This window comes from Burkholderia sp. Bp9004 (assembly GCF_003858025.1).
GTDB lineage: Bacteria > Pseudomonadota > Gammaproteobacteria > Burkholderiales > Burkholderiaceae > Burkholderia > Burkholderia diffusa.
The window spans coordinates 1-16,489 of the sequence record NZ_QTQD01000053.1; the positions used below are offsets into that span (position 1 = coordinate 1).

Annotated in this window: 15 protein-coding genes and 1 pseudogene; 13 read left to right on the plus strand and 3 right to left on the minus strand. The window is 65.4% G+C overall.

Annotated elements, in window-relative coordinates:
* Window positions 1-195 (plus strand): annotated as a pseudogene (gene glyA / locus DIE08_RS33960) (serine hydroxymethyltransferase); the annotation flags it as partial.
* A 122-nt stretch (window positions 196-317) separates the two neighbouring features.
* Here glyA and DIE08_RS33965 read toward each other — a convergent pair.
* Both DIE08_RS33965 and DIE08_RS33970 read right to left on the minus strand, forming a co-directional pair.
* On the minus strand, window positions 318-1,850 hold the full coding sequence (locus DIE08_RS33965) for an amino acid permease (protein ID WP_124906190.1): 1,533 nt from the start codon (window positions 1,848-1,850) through the stop codon (window positions 318-320).
* A 568-nt stretch (window positions 1,851-2,418) separates the two neighbouring features.
* Entirely contained in the window at window positions 2,419-3,903 is a 1,485-nt protein-coding gene (locus DIE08_RS33970; RefSeq protein WP_124906192.1) for an aminotransferase class V-fold PLP-dependent enzyme, read from the minus strand.
* 504 nt (window positions 3,904-4,407) lie between these two features.
* Here DIE08_RS33970 and DIE08_RS33980 point away from each other — a divergent pair.
* The 10 genes from DIE08_RS33980 to DIE08_RS34025 all read left to right on the plus strand — a co-directional run bounded on the left by DIE08_RS33980 (window position 4,408) and on the right by DIE08_RS34025 (window position 13,863).
* Window positions 4,408-5,658 carry an MFS transporter gene (locus DIE08_RS33980; RefSeq protein ID WP_124906196.1) on the plus strand — a complete coding sequence of 417 codons (1,251 nt, stop codon included), beginning with the start codon at window positions 4,408-4,410 and terminating at the stop codon, window positions 5,656-5,658.
* A 137-nt stretch (window positions 5,659-5,795) separates the two neighbouring features.
* Window positions 5,796-6,725, plus strand: a complete 930-nt coding sequence (locus tag DIE08_RS33985; protein ID WP_124906198.1) for a LysR family transcriptional regulator — start codon at window positions 5,796-5,798, stop codon at window positions 6,723-6,725.
* A gap of 114 nt (window positions 6,726-6,839) precedes the next feature.
* Window positions 6,840-7,334 carry a hydroxyquinol 1,2-dioxygenase gene (locus DIE08_RS33990; protein ID WP_124906200.1) on the plus strand — a complete coding sequence of 165 codons (495 nt, stop codon included), beginning with the start codon at window positions 6,840-6,842 and terminating at the stop codon, window positions 7,332-7,334.
* 41 nt (window positions 7,335-7,375) lie between these two features.
* Window positions 7,376-8,395, plus strand: a complete 1,020-nt coding sequence (locus DIE08_RS33995) for a hydroxyquinol 1,2-dioxygenase (RefSeq protein ID WP_124906202.1) — start codon at window positions 7,376-7,378, stop codon at window positions 8,393-8,395.
* A gap of 32 nt (window positions 8,396-8,427) precedes the next feature.
* Window positions 8,428-9,894: an aldehyde dehydrogenase family protein gene (locus DIE08_RS34000; RefSeq protein WP_124906204.1), complete on the plus strand. Its 1,467-nt coding sequence runs from the start codon at window positions 8,428-8,430 to the stop codon at window positions 9,892-9,894.
* 7 nt (window positions 9,895-9,901) lie between these two features.
* Window positions 9,902-10,969 carry a maleylacetate reductase gene (locus tag DIE08_RS34005; protein WP_124906206.1) on the plus strand — a complete coding sequence of 356 codons (1,068 nt, stop codon included), beginning with the start codon at window positions 9,902-9,904 and terminating at the stop codon, window positions 10,967-10,969.
* A gap of 28 nt (window positions 10,970-10,997) precedes the next feature.
* Window positions 10,998-11,873, plus strand: coding sequence for an intradiol ring-cleavage dioxygenase (locus DIE08_RS34010; RefSeq protein WP_124906208.1), 876 nt, complete (start codon window positions 10,998-11,000; stop codon window positions 11,871-11,873).
* 5 nt (window positions 11,874-11,878) lie between these two features.
* Entirely contained in the window at window positions 11,879-12,190 is a 312-nt protein-coding gene (locus DIE08_RS34015) for a YciI family protein (RefSeq protein ID WP_059504020.1), read from the plus strand.
* Between the two features lie 3 nt (window positions 12,191-12,193).
* Window positions 12,194-12,529, plus strand: coding sequence for a Rieske 2Fe-2S domain-containing protein (locus DIE08_RS34020; protein WP_059601022.1), 336 nt, complete (start codon window positions 12,194-12,196; stop codon window positions 12,527-12,529).
* Window positions 12,530-12,774: 245 nt separating this feature from the next.
* Window positions 12,775-13,863: a porin gene (locus DIE08_RS34025; RefSeq protein WP_124906210.1), complete on the plus strand. Its 1,089-nt coding sequence runs from the start codon at window positions 12,775-12,777 to the stop codon at window positions 13,861-13,863.
* Window positions 13,864-13,908: 45 nt separating this feature from the next.
* On the opposite strand, the gene DIE08_RS34030 is transcribed toward DIE08_RS34025, so the two are convergent.
* Complete coding sequence (locus tag DIE08_RS34030; protein WP_124906212.1) at window positions 13,909-14,568, minus strand: glutathione S-transferase family protein; 660 nt, start codon at window positions 14,566-14,568, stop codon at window positions 13,909-13,911.
* Between the two features lie 120 nt (window positions 14,569-14,688).
* Here DIE08_RS34030 and DIE08_RS34035 point away from each other — a divergent pair, with 120 nt between their 5' ends.
* Both DIE08_RS34035 and DIE08_RS34040 read left to right on the plus strand, forming a co-directional pair.
* Window positions 14,689-15,504 (plus strand): AraC family transcriptional regulator, encoded by an 816-nt coding sequence (locus DIE08_RS34035; protein WP_124906236.1) that lies wholly within the window; start codon window positions 14,689-14,691, stop codon window positions 15,502-15,504.
* Window positions 15,505-15,625: 121 nt separating this feature from the next.
* A complete protein-coding gene (locus tag DIE08_RS34040) occupies window positions 15,626-16,438 on the plus strand; it encodes a hypothetical protein (protein ID WP_260436626.1) in 813 nt (270 codons plus the stop codon).
* Window positions 16,439-16,489 lie beyond the last annotated feature (51 nt).

Sequence of the window (16,489 nt, forward strand, 5' to 3'; positions counted from 1 at the left end):
GAAAAGCCGTTCGTGACGAGCGGGATCCGTCTGGGTTCGCCGGCGATGACGACGCGCGGCTTCGGCCCGGCGGAAGCGGAGACGGTCGGCAACCTGATCGCCGACGTGCTGGAAGCGCCGGAAGATGCGGTGACGATCGAGCGCGTTCGTGGCCTGGTCGCGGAGCTGACCAAGCGTTTCCCGGTCTACGGCTAAGACGCGGCAATCGGGTTTGACCGCCAACGCGGTTGAACCTCGTTCGCTGCGACGCGACTAAAAAAAATCCGGCTCGCACACCGCGAGCCGGATTTTTGCGCTGTGCGCGAATCGGTGTCGCGTCACACGCTCGGATCGACATTCGCCTCGAGTTCGCGAATGCGCGCGTCATTGCGCGTGTCCTTGAGCATCGGCGGCCCGGCGAAGGTCGTGCGCACACCGAAGCCGTACCAGATGACCATCAGTACTGCCACGAACGCGACGAGCACGTAGAGCACCTTCTCGTTCGGCGGCTGGATGCCGACGTACGCGAGCACGCAGGCGCCCACCAGCGCGAGCAGCGCGCACGGCTTCGACCAGATGCCCAGCCGGAACGGGCCCATTTCGGTCCACGTGCGGCCTTCGGCGAGCATCCCCGAGCCGATCGGCATCGCATACGAGATGAACAGGAACACGGCACTGCCCGCGCTCAACACCGAGAACGCGTCGCCGTACAGCGTGACGACGATTGCAAGCACCGCGCAGGTCCAGATCGCGGGCCCGGGCGTCCGATGATTGTGATTCACGCTGCGCAGCAGCTTCGACGCCGGCAGCCCGCCGTCGCGCGCGAACGCATACATCATGCGCGAGGTCGACATGATCGCGGCGAGCCCGCACACGTAGTTGATGAAGAACATCGCGAGCTCGAGGCACACGCGCAACGTTTTCGGAATCGGCGCGAGGATGGCTTCGAAGAAGCCGGTGCCCTGCTTCATCGCGGCGGTCAGGTCCGGCATGACCAGCACGAACGTGCACACCATCACGTAGCCGAACGCCGCGGACCAGAACACCGAGCCGATGATGCCGCGCGGCACGTTCTTCGCCGCGTCGTGCGTTTCTTCCGACGTGTGCGCGGATGCGTCGAAGCCCGTGATCGTGTAGGTCACCAGCAGCAGGCCGGACAGGAACGCGAGCGGCATGCTCTGTTTCGGCCAGGCGCTGCCGTCGACGTGCGTGTAATTGGTGAAGGTGACGAGCCGATGCAGGTCGAACGCGACCGGTGAGTAGACCAGGAGCGACACGACCAGCGCGATCGTCACGACGAAGATCAGGTAGCCGGACAGGTCGGTGATCTTGCTCGCGATCCTGATGCCGCGTGCGTTCAGGATCGCCTGCGACAGGGTGATGACCGCGATGAACGCGGTCTGATGCCACCATGTCAGGCTGTCCGGACTGACGCCGAACATCGGTGCGATCAGCGTCTTGAAGAACGGATCGTAGGTGCCGAAGTTGATCGCTGCGATCACGAAGATCAGCCCGATCAGGTTGAGCCATGCCGTCATCCACCCCCATTTCTTCCCGCCGAGGATGGCGCCCCAGTGATAGAGGCCGCCGGCGGTCGGAAACGCGGACGCGATCTGCGACATCGATACCGCCACGATCAGCGCGAACAGCGAGCCGAGCGGCCAGCCGAGGCCGATCGATGCGCCGCCGGCCGCGGAAAACGCCAGCTGAAACGCCGTGATGCCGCCCGACAGAATGCAGATCACCGAAAACGACACGGCGAAGTTCGAGAAGCCGTTCATGCGTCTCGACAGCTCCTGCGCGTATCCCATCTTGTGGAGAAGGCTTACGTCACTGTCGGTGCCCAAGTCAGGCTGGATTTTCGCGTCCATGTTCGCTCCGTCACGAATGTCCTGCATGGCAGGACCGTCATCGCTGCCCGGGCCCGGCACGGCGGCCCGCTCCTGGAATTCGTCGGCGGCACGCGACGTCATGGGTGAATGACGAGTCGCTTTCCGGTCCGATGCGGGAACGTTATGAAGCCAAATCTCGCGGCGCTATCGGATTTCGGCAATGCACCCGAAACTCCGGGCGGATGCACCGTTCGGAGGCATCGCATGCCGGGTTGAAGTTTTGTAAGAAATCCGTACGGATCGAGGATGATCCGTGCTTGTCGAACCTCGATACCCGGGGAAAAAAGTGCCCGCTGGAGTGGCATCAACCCGCGTGGCGAAGCGGGTTGACGGAAGAGGCGACTTCAGGAGACGGGCAGATGGATGCGGAACAGCGCAGTATCGAATTCATCCCGGTCACCGAATGGTACGGGACGCCCTCGCGACGCTCCACGATCCTGTTCAGCGTGAACATTCAGGTGACGGTGCTCGTGCCCGCGCGATCGCGCACCGTGCCGTCGGCTTCGTGCGCGAATGCGGGCGATGCCCGGTTACATGCGGGTTGCGCTCAGACCGTTGCGGTCCGCCGCGCCGTCAGGCGATTCCACAGCATCCCGGCGCGGCTCCCGCTGCGGCAATACGCGAGCACCGGCTTCGGCAGCGCGTCGACCAGCGCGCCGAACGCATCGACTTCCGCATCGCCGATCCGGTCGCGTTCGACCGGCAGATAGCGCGCGTCGAGGCCGAGTTCGCGCGCGGCGGCGGCGATTTCCTCGAATGCCGGCTGATCGGCGCTTTCGCCGTCCGGCCGGTTGCAGATCACCGCGCGAAAGCCTGCGTTGCGAATCGCCTTCAGGTCCGCCGGCGTGATCTGTCGCGATGCGGTGAACCCGGTCGCCGCCGCGTCACGGCATTGCTCGAGCGCGCGCGCGAAACACGCGATCGCGAAATCGACGTCCTGCTCCGTTGTGAAGCGGCCAAAGCTGATGCGCACCGTGCGGCCCGCGGCTTCGGCGTCGAGGCCGATCGCGGTCAACACGTGGGACGGCGCGCCGCTGGTCGAGTTGCACGCGGAGGTCGACGACACGGCGAGCGAATCGCCGAGCATGAACGGGAAGAAGCCCGGCACGTTGACCGTCAGGCTCAACGTGTGCGGGATGCGGCGTGCCGCCGCCGCGTTGTGCGTGATGCCGCCGAGCGCGAGCAGCGCGTCCTTCAGGCGTGCGCTGAGCGCCGCGATCCGCACGGCTTCGCGCTCGAGTTTTTCCGCGGCCAGCTCGCAGGCGGTGCCCATGCCGACGATCTGGTGCGTCGCGAGCGTGCCCGAGCGCAGGCCGCGCTCGTGTCCGCCGCCGTGGATCTGCGGCGCGATAAGGTCGGCGATCTCGCGGCGGACGAACAGCGCGCCGATGCCCTTGGGGCCATACACCTTGTGCGCGGACATCGACAGCAGATCGATGCCGAGCGCGCGCACGTCGATCGGTGTCTTGCCGAGCGCCTGCGCGGCGTCGACGTGCAGCAGCGCGCCGGCCGCATGCACGATGCGCGAGATCGCGCCAATGTCGGTCAGCGTGCCGAGTTCGTTGTTGACGAGCATCAGCGACACCAGGCCCGTGTCGGGGCCGATCGCCGCGGCCACGGCGTCGACGGTGATTTCGCCGTCGGCGGTGGGCGACAGGTAGGTCGCGGTCATGCCGCGCTTCGACAGGTTCGCCATCGTGTCGAGGATGGCCTTGTGTTCGATGCGGCTCGTGATCAGGTGGCGCTTGTCGGTCGCGGTCTCCGCATAGCCTTTCAGCGCGAGGTTGTTCGATTCGGTGGCGCCCGACGTCCAGACGATCTCGTCGGCATCCGCGCCGATCAGCGCGGCGACCTGCGCGCGTGCGTGCTCGACCTTTTCCTTCGCCAGCCGGCCGGCGGCGTGCGAACTCGACGCGGGATTGCCGAAGATGCCGTCGGCGCCCAGGCAGGCCGTCATCGCTTCGATCACGCGGGGATCCGCGGGGGTGGTGGCCGCGTAGTCGAGGTAGTGCAGCGGGGTGGTATCGCTCATGTCCTTCTCTGGCTCTTTCTTTTCGTAACGGGAGAAATGATACGAGGAGGAGCGGGGAAAAAGGATCCAAAATGGGTTGGCGCTTCGCCGATGCGTGGAAAAATATTCCATCGACGTTGATTTAAGTGGAATCGTATCCTGTTGTCTCCTGGTGGCACCCGGCAACGATCGGCCGATGTCCATGAGGGATTCCCCCGGTGACGCACGCATTCGCGCCGTTTCGTCCGTGCCGCCGCGCGTTCCGCGCCTCCGGCTGACGCCTCCCGCACCGATGCCCCGATTATTTGCGTTTCGCGAATGGCGCGTTCGCCGGATGTTCCATACCCGATCTGCGTGCGCGCACCTATCGTTCGGGCGTCGGCTGATTGAATTCGACGCCTGCAACCGGAAAGGCGGCCGCCACTTCCTCGCGGCTCACGTCGCATCGCACACACAAGACAACGGACCTGGCTCATGCACGGACGCCCCCGGCGCGTGCAGGCGGACCGGTCCACGGAGACGGACATGAAAGCAAACGAGTGGGATACCTCCTATGAGTGGAAGGCGGTGACGCTGCTGGCGCTCGGTTTCGGGCTGGTCGGCCTCGACCGCTGGCTCATCGCGCCGCTGTTCCCTTCGATCATGAAGGACCTGCACCTGACCGCGCAGGACGTCGGCAACTGCATCGGCGTGCTCGGCCTGTCGTGGGGCATCTTCGCGGCGCTGATGGGCGGCATTTCCGACAAGATCGGCCGCCGCAAGGTCCTGATCCCGGCGATCATCGCGTTCTCGCTGCTGTCGGGCTTCTCGGGGCTCGCGGGCGGGCTGCTCGGGCTGATCGCGATTCGCGCTCTGATGGGCGTCGCCGAAGGCTCGTTCTGCCCGACCAGTTTCGCGGCCACCGCCGACGCGTCGCATCCGCGGCGGCGCGGCCTGAACCTCGGGCTGCAGCAAAGCGGCTTCGCGCTGTTCGGGCTCGCGCTGTCGCCGATCATCGCGACGCAGCTGCTCAATGTCGTGTCGTGGCGCTGGGTGTTCGCGCTCGTGGCGATTCCTGGGCTGATCCTCGGCGCGATCATGTTCTTCGTGATCCGCGAGCCGAAGCGCGCGAGGGAGGTGGTGTCGGAACACGCGCCGGCGTCGCTCGGCCATGTGCTGAAGAGCCGCAACATCCTCGTCGCGATGGGCGCGCTGTGCTGTGCGATGACCGGCGTGTTCGTGCTCGGCGCACTGCTGCCGCTGTACCTGACGGATTACCTTGGGCTCGGCACGCAGAAGATGGGCCTCGTGGTGTCGGCGATCGGCTTCGGCGGCTTTCTCGGGCAGTTCGGGCTGCCGGGCCTGTCCGACCTCGTGGGCCGCCGCCTCGCGAGCATCGTCGGTTTCGCCGGCACGGCGGTGATGCTCTACGTGTTCCGCGGGCTGGGTCCGCAGCCGCTCGTGCTGTTCGCGGTGCTGTTCGTCGCATCGTTCTTCACGCTCGGGCTGGTGTCGCTGCTGTCGGGCCCCGTGGCGACCGAAGCCGCGCCCGTCGGCCTCGTTTCGACGTCGATCGGCGTGGTGGTCGGTTGCGGCGAGATCTTCGGCGGCGGCATCGCACCGGCGATGGGCGGCTACGTTGCCGCACACTTCGGGATCCAGAACATCCTGTGGCTGCCGATGGGGGCCGTGCTGCTCGGCATCGTGGTCAGCTTGCTGCTGCGGGAAACCGCGCCGGCCGTGCTGCAGCGTCGCGTGGGCTTGCAGCCGGAGCTGTCGGCAGGCAAGCAGCCGTAACGTACCCTCGGTCATGCTCGCGCCAGGCAGTCGGCGGGATTGACACCCGCCAGGAGACAGTGTGACGCGTTCGGCATGACCCAACCGGCCGGCAGGTGCGGTTAGACTGCCGGTTTCGCTTTCGGAAAGGGCGCGGTATGGACCGGTTTCTGAGCATCGAAGCATTCGTCAGGGTTGCGGAGGCGAGCAGTTTTGCGGAAGCGGCGCGACAGCTTGGGGTCACCAGTTCGGTCGTGACGAACCGCATCCAGCAGCTGGAGAAGTTCGTCAACGCGCCGCTGTTCCATCGCAGCACGCGCCACGTGCGCCTGTCCGAAGTCGGCGAGACCTTCTACCGCGAATGCGCCGAGGTGGTCGGGCGCGTCAACGAGCTGACCGACCAGATGCGCGAACTGCGCGCGACGCCGACCGGGCGGCTGCGGATCCAGATGCTGCCCGGTTTCGCGCTCGATCACTTCGGCGTGCCGCTCGCCGAATTCAATCGCCGCTACCCAGGCATTCAGCTCGACATCATCGTCAATGACCGTGTCGTGGACCCTGTCGAAGAAGGGTTCGACATCGCGTTCCAGATCTTCCCGCCGATATCCGAGTCGCTGATCGAGCGGCGCCTGTTCGTGGTGCGACGCCTTTTCTGCGCGTCGCCGGCCTACCTCGAAGCGCATGGTGCGCCACAACATCCACGCGAATTGCTGCAGCACACCACGGCGCTGTATTCCGGCTATCCGTCGCGCAACCGCTGGACCCTGACGCGCGGCGACGAGGTCTTCGAGATGGAGTTGCCCGGCATGATCCGCTCGAACTCCGTGCACCTGCTGCGCGAATATGCGCTGACGGGCGGCGGTGTCGTCTGCCTGCCCACGCTGGTTGCGAGCGACGCGCTCGTCGCGGGCCGGCTGGTGCCCATCCTCACCGATTTCCAGATCGCGCCGCTGAGCTTTGCCGCCGTTTATCCTGCAACGCAGCGACAGGCGTTGAAGGTGAAGGCGCTGGTCGAATTCCTCGTCGAATACATCGGCGACGAGTCGCCGTGGGACCGTCCACTGCTGGAGCGCGGCTGGGTTCGCTGAACGAAGCGATTATTCGCGAATCGCAAATGCCGTAGTCGCGCTCCGTTGCCTTGTTGAGGGGCGCCCTTGCCCCTAGAGTTGAATCCAACAAGCGGTTCAACTCAGGAGACAGCAATGACCGACGCGGCATTCCATACCGTCTTTGGCTCGCTCGACAGCCATACCAAGGGCGAGATCGAAATCACCAGCGGCAGCGCAAAACACTACGCCTTCTCGAACGTATTCGAGATCGCATCGAAGTCGGCTCCCTACGAAAAGGTCGTCGCCGGCAAGAACCTCGAATACGTGATCGAAGTGCTGCGGACCGACGGCCAGTCGCCTTGGTTCGCGTGCGCGCACGACGAGTTCGCGATCCAGATGGATGGCGAAGTCCGCATCGAATTCATCAAGCTCGACAACCCGCCGACCACCGGCCGCGGCACCGTGAGCGCCGGCACGCAGCCGGCGGGCCGCGAGATGGGCTACGTCGTCCTGCGCAAGGGGCATCAGGCACTGCTGCCGGCCGGCTGCGCGTATCGCTTCGCCGCCGGCAAGCCGGGCGTCGCGCTCGTGCAGACCGTGCTCGGCGAGCTGTCCGTCGAGAAGTGGGCCGACATCTGCCTGTGCTGATCCATCCGACTGCCCCATTCAAACATTCCAGGAGACACGTTATGGCCACCCTCGAGACCCTCGATCTTTCCGCTGGCTTTGCCGCCGATCTGGTGCAGGCCACGGAAGCCGATGCCGTCACCGGTTACCGCCGCTTCCGGCTCGGCGAGTTCGCGTTCCAGCGCGACGAATACTTCGTGAAAATCAGCTGGCCTGCGAAAGGCCGCACGCGCACGCATGCGATGCCCGCGGACGCATTCCTGCGCGCGATGATGCGTGACGTCGCATGGGGTTTCTTCTACGGCTGGGTGAACTTCGATCACGTGTTCGGCACGCGCAATCACTACGGCAAGGTCGACGTCTATGCGGGCACCTTCAACGGGATCCTGAAGGAGGCCGGCGTCGACTACACCGAGACGTTCGAAACACCGACGATCATGGCGACCTTCAAGGCCATGCTGCACGACTGGACCAACGAAGGCTTCGATCCGTTCGCCGCACCCGAGGAAACCGGCACGGCATTCGGCCGCAAGCACGGCGAGAACGGCGCGGCGATCGAACGCACGCGCATCGCGACGCGCCGCATGCCGGGCCTCGAAGGCGACTCGCCGCTGCGCGACGATCTGCCGGTCAACCGCGCGTTCCTCGACGTCGGCCAGGACGAACCTGAAGTGCACGTGAAGCCGGGCTTCGAAGGCGAACTGCACGCGTTCAACCTGTTCAAGTACCTGTCGCGTTCGGACGTGACGTGGAATCCGTCGGTCACGTCCGTGTGCGGGCGCAGCCTGTTCTGCCCGACCACCGAGGAATTCATCCTGCCGGTGTTCCACGGCAACGACCGCGTCGAATGGTTCCTTCAGTTGTCCGACGAAATCGTATGGGACATCGGCGACAAGAACACCGGTGCGCCGCGCGCGCGCATCACGATGCGGGCCGGCGACATCTGCGCGATGCCCGCCGACATCCGCCACCAGGGCTATTCGACGAAGCGCTCGATGCTGCTGGTCTGGGAAAACGCGACACCGAACCTGCCGCAGCGATACGAGAGCGGCGAGCTGGCGCCGTATCCGATCGAGTTTTAAGCCGCACTTCAGCAAAAAATCGAGGACGATTCATGCAAACCCAACTTTTCATCGACGGGCGCTTCGTTGACGCCGTCGAGCGCGGCACGATCGACGTGCTCAATCCGCACGACGGCTCGCTGATCACGAAGATCGCCGCCGCCACCGCGGTGGACGTGGACCTGGCGGTCGAAGCCGCGTCCCGCGCGTTCCCGGCGTGGTCGGCCATGGCGGCGGCCGAGCGCGGCCGATTGCTGCTGCGCCTCGCCGACGCGATCGAAGCCAACGCCGAGGAACTCGCACAACTGGAATCGCTGGACACCGGCCACCCGATCCGCGATTCGCGCGCGCTCGACGTGCCGCGCACGGCAGCATGCTTCCGCTACTTCGGCGGCATGGCCGACAAGCTGCAGGGCTCGGTGATTCCCGTCGAAACCGGCTTCCTGAACTATGCGCAGCGCGCACCGATCGGCGTCGTCGGCCAGATCGTGCCGTGGAATTTCCCGCTGATGTTCACGAGCTGGAAGATGGGGCCGGCGCTGGCGGCAGGCAACACGGTCGTGCTCAAGCCGTCGGAGATCACGCCGCTGTCGACGCTGCGCGTCGTCGAACTGATGGCCGAAGTCGGGTTCCCCGCAGGTGTCGTCAATATCGTCCCCGGCTACGGTCATACGGCCGGCCAGCGGCTCGCCGAGCACCCCGGGGTCGGGAAGATCGCGTTCACCGGTTCGACGGCAACGGGCCGCCGGATCGTCGAGGCCTCGCAGGGCAACCTGAAGCGCGTGCAGCTGGAACTGGGCGGCAAGGGCGCGAACATCGTCTTCGACGATGCGAACCTCGATGCCGCCATCAACGGCGCCGCGTGGGCGATCTTCCACAACCAGGGGCAGGCGTGCATTGCGGGTTCGCGTCTCGTGCTGCATGAACGCATCGCCGACGAATTCCTCGAGCGCTTCGTGTCGCTAGCTTCGTCGATCCGCGTCGGCAACCCGCTGGACCCGGACACCGAGATGGGCCCGCTGACGTCGAAGCAGCACCTCGACCGCGTGCTGTCGTTCGTCGACGTCGCGCGTGAGCAGGGCGGCCGCGTGCTCGCGGGCGGCAGTGCGCCGCAGGATGCCGCACTCGCCAACGGCTACTACGTGCGCCCGACCGTCATCGAAGCGAAGCATGCCACCGATCGCGTCGCGCAGGAGGAAGTGTTCGGCCCGTTCGTCACCGTGCTGCGCTTCGGCAGCGACGAGGAAGCGCTGTCGATCGCCAACGCAACCGAATACGGGCTCGGCAGCGGCCTGTGGACCAACGATCTTTCCCGCGCACACAAGATGGCGTCGCAGATCGACGCGGGCATGTGCTGGATCAACTGCTACAAGCGCGTCAATCCGGGCAGCCCGTTCGGCGGTGTCGGCAAGTCGGGCTACGGCCGCGAGATGGGCTTCGAGGCGATGCACGACTACACGGAAGCGCGCTCGGTGTGGGTCAACGTCGACGGCAAGGTGCCGCCGCACTTCAAGCGTTGAGGCCGGGATGGAGCGCTTCGTCTATCAGGGAACGCCGTCCCGCGTCGTGTTCGAATGGGGTGCGCTCGAACGGTTGCCGGACGAGTTGTCCGCGCTCGGCGCGCAGCGGGCGCTGATTCTGTCGACGCCGGAACAGCAGCCGCTCGCCGAACGGGTCAGGGGCGTGCTTGGCGAGCGCGCCGCCGGCGTATGCGCGCAGGCCGTGATGCACGTGCCGGTCGAAGTCGCGCGTGCCGCACGCGAGATGGCCGCCGAACTCGGCGCGGACTGCTGCATCGCGATTGGCGGCGGCTCGACGATCGGGCTTGGCAAGGCGATCGCGCTCGAGTCGTCGCTGCCGATCCTCGCCGTGCCGACGACTTACGCGGGCTCGGAGATGACGCCGATCTTCGGGCTCACGGAAGGCCGGCTGAAGCGCACGGGGCGCGATGCGCGCGTGCTGCCGCGTACCGTGCTTTATGACCCGTCCCTGACGCTGTCGCTGCCGCCGGGGATTTCGGCGGCGTCGGGTGTCAATGCGATGGCGCACGCGGTCGAAGCGCTCTACGCGGAAGATGCGAACCCGGTGATCAGCCTGATGGCCGAGGAGTCGATCCGTGCGCTCGGCGAGGCACTGCCCGCGATCGTTCGCGCGCCCGACGACCGCGAGATGCGCAGCCGCGCGTTGTATGGCGCATGGCTCGCCGGCACGTGTCTCGGCGCGGTCGGCATGGCGTTGCACCACAAGCTGTGTCATACGCTCGGCGGCACCTTCAACCTGCCGCATGCGCAGACGCACGCCGCGATGTTGCCGCATACCGCCCACTACAACCATGCCGCGGCGCCCGACGCGCTGCGCCGTGTCGCGCGGGCGCTGGGCGGCACCGACGCGGCCGACGCCGGCCCGCTGTTGTTCCGGTTGAATCGGCAACTGGGCCTGTCGGCGGCGCTTGCCGACATCGGGATGCCGGAAGCGGGCCTCGACGAAGCCGCCGACCTCGCCTGCCGGAATCCGTATGCGAACCCGCGGCCGATCGAACGTGCGCCGATTCGCGAATTGCTTCAGCATGCGTGGGAAGGACGCGAGCCGCATTGAGCGGCCGGCTGCATCACAGGAGACGAACGTGACGAATGAGCATCATGATGACGGCGATACGCGGCTGACCGAGCAGGTCGTCGCCAGCTTCGACGGTACGTCGAACCCGCGCTTGCGCGTGCTGATGCAGAGCCTCGTGCGGCATCTGCATGCGTTCGTGCGCGAGACGGAGCTGACCGAGGCCGAGTGGATGGCCGCGATTCGCTTCCTGACCGAAACCGGGCAGATGTGCGACGACGTCGTGCGCCAGGAATTCATCCTGCTGTCGGACACGCTGGGCGTGTCGATGCTGGTCGATGCGATCAACCATCGCTTCGCCACCGGCGCGACGGAAACGACCGTATTCGGCCCGTTCTACATCGAAGGCATGCCCGAGCGCGCGTATGGCGAGAGCATGGCGTTCACGCCCGGCACGCCCGTCGTCGTGCATGGCCGCGTGCTCGACACCGACGGCGCGCCGGTGCGCGACGCCGTGCTCGACGTGTGGCAGACCGCGGAGAACGGCATGTATTCCGGGCAGGACAAGGCGCAGCCGCACGGCAATCTGCGCGGCCGCTACCGGACCGATGCAGAAGGCCGTTATGCGATCACGACGATTCTGCCGGTCAGCTACCCGATTCCGACCGACGGCCCGGTCGGGAAGATGCTCGATGCCACCGGCCGTCATCCGTGGCGGCCCGCGCATCTGCACTTCATGATCGACGCGCCCGGCTACCGCAAGCTCGTCACGCATCTGTTCGACGAGGAGGACGCGTATCTGAACTCGGATGCCGTCTTCGGCGTGAAGCCGTCGCTGATGGTTGCCTATCGTCCGCGTGCGGCGGGCGATGAACTCGCGCGCCGTGTCGGATTGAGCGGCGCATACCGCGAAGCGACGTACGACTTCGTGCTCGACCGGAACTGACCAACATGGCGCGATTCTTTGCAGTGTTTGCGACGGACCAGCCCGGGATGCGCGAAGTGCGCGACCGCGTGCGGTCCACGCACCGGACCTATCTGCGCGCCGCCGCGCAGCACGGCGTGTATGTGCGGCTCGGCGGCCCGACGCTCGATCCGCAGGGCGATGCGATGAACGGCACGCTGCTCGTCGTCGAGGCGGACGACATCGATGCGGTGATGCAGTTCGTCGGCAACGATCCGTACGTGAAAGAAGGGCTGTTCTCGCGGGTGGAGGTTCGACCGTGGGACTGGAGCCTTGGCAATCCCGAGCGGAGAGCGTGAGTCATGGGTGCCGCGCAACTCTGCCGCTTCTCCGATGTGCCGGATGGCGGGGCACGGGTCGTCGACGAAGCGTGCATCGGGCGTCCTGTCATCGTCGTGCGGCGTGGAGAGCAGGTGTGGGCTTACGTGAATCGTTGCCCGCATTTCTCGGTTCCGCTCGACTTCGTGCCGGGCAACGTTTCCTGTTACCGATCCCAGGTGCTGATGTGTGCGCATCACAGCGCGCTGTTCAGGTTCGACGATGGCGTGTGCATCGACGGACCGTGTTCGGGTGCCGGGCTGGAAGCCGTGGCTGTCGAAGTGGATTCGGCGGCGTGGGTGATCTGTCGGAGCGCTTGATCCGGAAAGTCGGATTGCCCAGCGGAAATCGGTCCGTGCGGTAATCGCATCACGCGGGATGAAATGGAGAATGAGCGGGACTTCATTCGTTCAATTCAATCAGTAAAGCTAATCGAATACCAGTTTTCCGACCTGGATGAATGCGAAGCCGGGCTGGGGAAGTCGTTGTTTCACGAAGCATCGGGCGAGTACCCGCGAGACAGTGGGCGACCGGTTCGCATTGACAGAAAAAAGACGGAGACACAATGAAACTGAGGTTTGGAGCAGTCGCGATGCTTGTCATCGCGCAGGGTGCATACGCGCAGAGCAGCGTGACCATGTTCGGTCTGATCGACAGCGGCATCTCGTATGTCAGCAACGAGGCCGGTGGAAAGAACGTCAAGTTCGACGACGGCATCTTCACGCCGAACCTGTTCGGCTTGCGCGGCACGGAAGATCTCGGTGGCGGATATCACGCAACGTTCGCGCTCGTGAACCAGTTCTCGATGGCGAACGGCAGCATCGTCGGGACCGGACTCTTCGGGCGTAACGCATACTTGGGTATCGAGAGCGACCGGTTCGGCGGCGTCAGGCTGGGGAATCAGTACGACTTCATGGTGGATTCCCTGTTTGCGAAGGGGAACGCGATCTCGATGGATCTTACGGGGCTGTACGGGTTCAGGAATGGCCCGTTCCAGCGTCTCGCGCTGCCGGGCAATCCGACCGGCGCATTCGACTGGGACCGCACGGCGGGCAGCAAGCCGGTCGCGAATTCGGTCAAATACAGCTCGCCGACGATTGCCGGGTTTTCCGGGGGCGTGATGTATGCGTTCGGCGGTGTGGCCGGTTCCGTCGGCGCGGACAATACCGTGAGTGCCGGGCTGAACTACGAAGCTGGGGCGTTCGGGGTCGGTGCGGCCTATACGAACGAGAAGTATGGTCCGGCGCCCGGCACACCGTCGACCAGTGTGCGCAACTGGGGCGTCGGGATGCACTATGACTTCGGCGCGGTCACCGCGAAGGCGCTGCTGACCACCGTACGCAATTCGTTCAACGACGCAGGCGTGTGGATGGCAGAAGCGGGTGGGGTGTGGCGCATCCGGCCGGATGTCTTTCTCGGCGCGAAGTACATGTACATGAAGGGCAACGAAGCTGTGAACGACAACCACGCGCATCAGGTCAGCGTCGCGTTTCAATACCTGTTGTCGAAGCGGACGATGGTTTATGTGTCCGCGGATTATCAGCGCGCGAACAGTGGGGCGAACGCGCAGATCAACGGCGTGCTCGATCCGAACGGGGCGTCGAGTTCAGCGAGTCAGGCCGTGGCGCGCGTCGGGGTGCATACGATGTTTTGACGGGTTGCGGGGCGGAACACGCATCGAGGTCTGCCCCGCACCGGACTATCTCGCAGCGGACGCCGCCTCCTTGGCCTTGTCCTGCTCCGCCGCGAGTGCCGCATCTGCCGCCTGCGCGCGCTGGATGGCCGGGCGAGCCAGCACGCGATCGATATAGGCGCGAATGCGCGGCGTCTCGGGCACCAGCTTGAACATCGTGGTCCAGTTCAGCGCAGAGCCCCACAGCACATCTGCCGCCGTGAAGCGCTCGCCCAGCAGCCAGGGCCCCTGTGCCAGTTGCGCGTCGATCGCGTTGATGACGGCATCGAAGTCGCCGTAGGGTGACGTCGAGTAAGCCGCGGGCGGACGATTCATCGAGCGGTCGACGATGGCCGGCTCGAAGCACGAGCCATAGAACGTCATCCAGCGCAGGTACGGGCCGCGTAGTGAATCGCCCGGCGCCGGCGACAGGCCGGCTTCCGGATACAGTTCCGCCGCGTACATGTAGACGGCGGCCTGCTCGGTCACGATCACGTCGCCGTGACGCAGTGCGGGCACCTTGCCCATCGGGTTGATGCCGAGGTATTCGGCGTCGTGATGTTTGCCGGCGGAGAGGTCGAACGCGTGCAGTTCGTAGTCGGCGCTCAGTTCCTCGAGCAGCATCCGCGCGCCGGCCGATCGGCTGCGCGGCGAGTGGTACAGGGTCAGGTGACGGTCTTGCGGCATCGCGGGCTCCGGTGTGCGTTCGGGACAGGTATTCCAATTTAGGACGGCCGCGTGGCTTCGTCTTGGAAAAATCCGCTGTGGCGGTGCATCATCACGCCGTCACCTCAACGGTTCGTCACCATGACCGACTTGCGTAACGTGACCGAGACGCCCAAAGGCGTCGTCGGTCCGAAAGCCTTCAATCAGCGCTTCCGGCTGAATCGCTATTACCCGTGTGCCGAACTGGCCGGGGTGCTGGATCACCACTGGATCGTCGAATGGGATCTGCGCGACCAGCCGCCGTATGTGCAGCGCACGCTGCCGTATCCGTGCGTCAATCTGGTGTTCGACCGGCGGCAGACGGGGATCTTCGGTGTGGTGTCGGGGGCGTTCGAGACGACGCTGGCCGGCGCCGGGAGGGTGATGGGCTTGCGGTTTCGGCCGGGAGCGTTCCGGGCGTTCTTCGGCAAGCCCGTGCATTTGTCGACAGACAAGGTGCTTCCCGTGTCGACGCTGCTCGATTGTGACGATGCGCAAGCCGAAGACGCCGTGCTCGGTGCCGAGGCGGATGCCGGGATGGTGGCCGCCGCGGAGGCGTTGCTGTTGCGGGTGCTGCCGCCGGCCGATCCGCAGGTCGAGCGCATTCACGCCATCTTGCAGATGCTGCAGCAGGACCTCGGGCTCACGCAGGTGCGCGATCTGGCCGAGCGCGCGGGGTTGAGCGAGCGCACGCTGCAGCAACTGTTTTCCAACTATGTGGGCGTGTCGCCGAAGTGGGTGATTTGTCGTTATCGCCTGCATGAGGCTGCGGACAAACTTGCCGGCGGCGAGCCGGTCGATCTCGCGGAACTGGCTCAGGCGTTGGGGTATTTCGACCAGGCGCATTTCACGCGCGATTTTCGGAAAATGGTGGGGAAGGCGCCGGCGGAGTATCGGCGGGGGGATGGGCGGGGATGAGGGGGCAGGCTCTTGATCGGCGACCGCACCATGGGTAATTTCAAACGGTGGGTGCGCTGCCGGTCATTCCACCCTATAGTGCTCGTCGTTGACCGATCTGCGAAAAAATCAGGAGTTCGCCGTGCTTCACATCAAATCCGAGTTGCGTCGTTCGAACTTCGCGTGGATCGTCGCCTTGGCGATGATGCTGGCGCCAGTGGCGGCGCATGCGGAGGCGGAGGCTGTCGACGGCACGGCGCGCATCGCGCCCGTTGCCGATCACGAGACCTCGCCCAGCCGGCCGATTGTCGGCGACGATCCGGTTGCAATCCGGGATGCGCTGAAGAAGCAGCACGTCAGCGCCGCCGCGCCGTCCTTGAGTGCGCGGGTTCGCGGCCTGGTCTCCAGCGCCACCGATCGGCATGGCCCGAATCCCGACCTGGCGGCCGTCGATCTCGATCGTGACGTGACGTTCGTGGTGCCGGTGCGGTACGGGCTGAGGTACCGGTCGCAGCAGCACCTGCTGACGCTGGACGTCGACCTGTTCGACGCGGAGCGCGACGACCGGACGAGCATCCTGCTCAGAAAGGTCACGACGGGGCCGCGAGGACGAGGGCTCGTGATTGCACCCGAAGCGAAGGCAAAAGGGTATATCCAGCAGGTCGACATCATCGAACTCGAGTCCGGGCAAGGGAAAAAGACCACGGTTCGCAGCCGCATGCGGCTTTCGCCCGCGGTGTACGCCCAAGCGCATGGCGACTTCGCGCTCGTTTTTTCCGGGCGCCTGGTTCGGCCTTATCTGACTGAACAAGTGGAACATGCCGAACCGAGCATCGAGGAGCCCACCGACATTACGACCCGGATCTCCACGTTGCACATGGATCTCCAGTCCATCCGGCTGGTGAGCCCGTCGAGCGGTGTCGTGCTGTCGAAGAAGCTGAGTTTGTCGAAGTAGCGATTTTCTTGTGCGAGGCGATGATTCCGATGGGGCGCCGGCGTGGCCGTC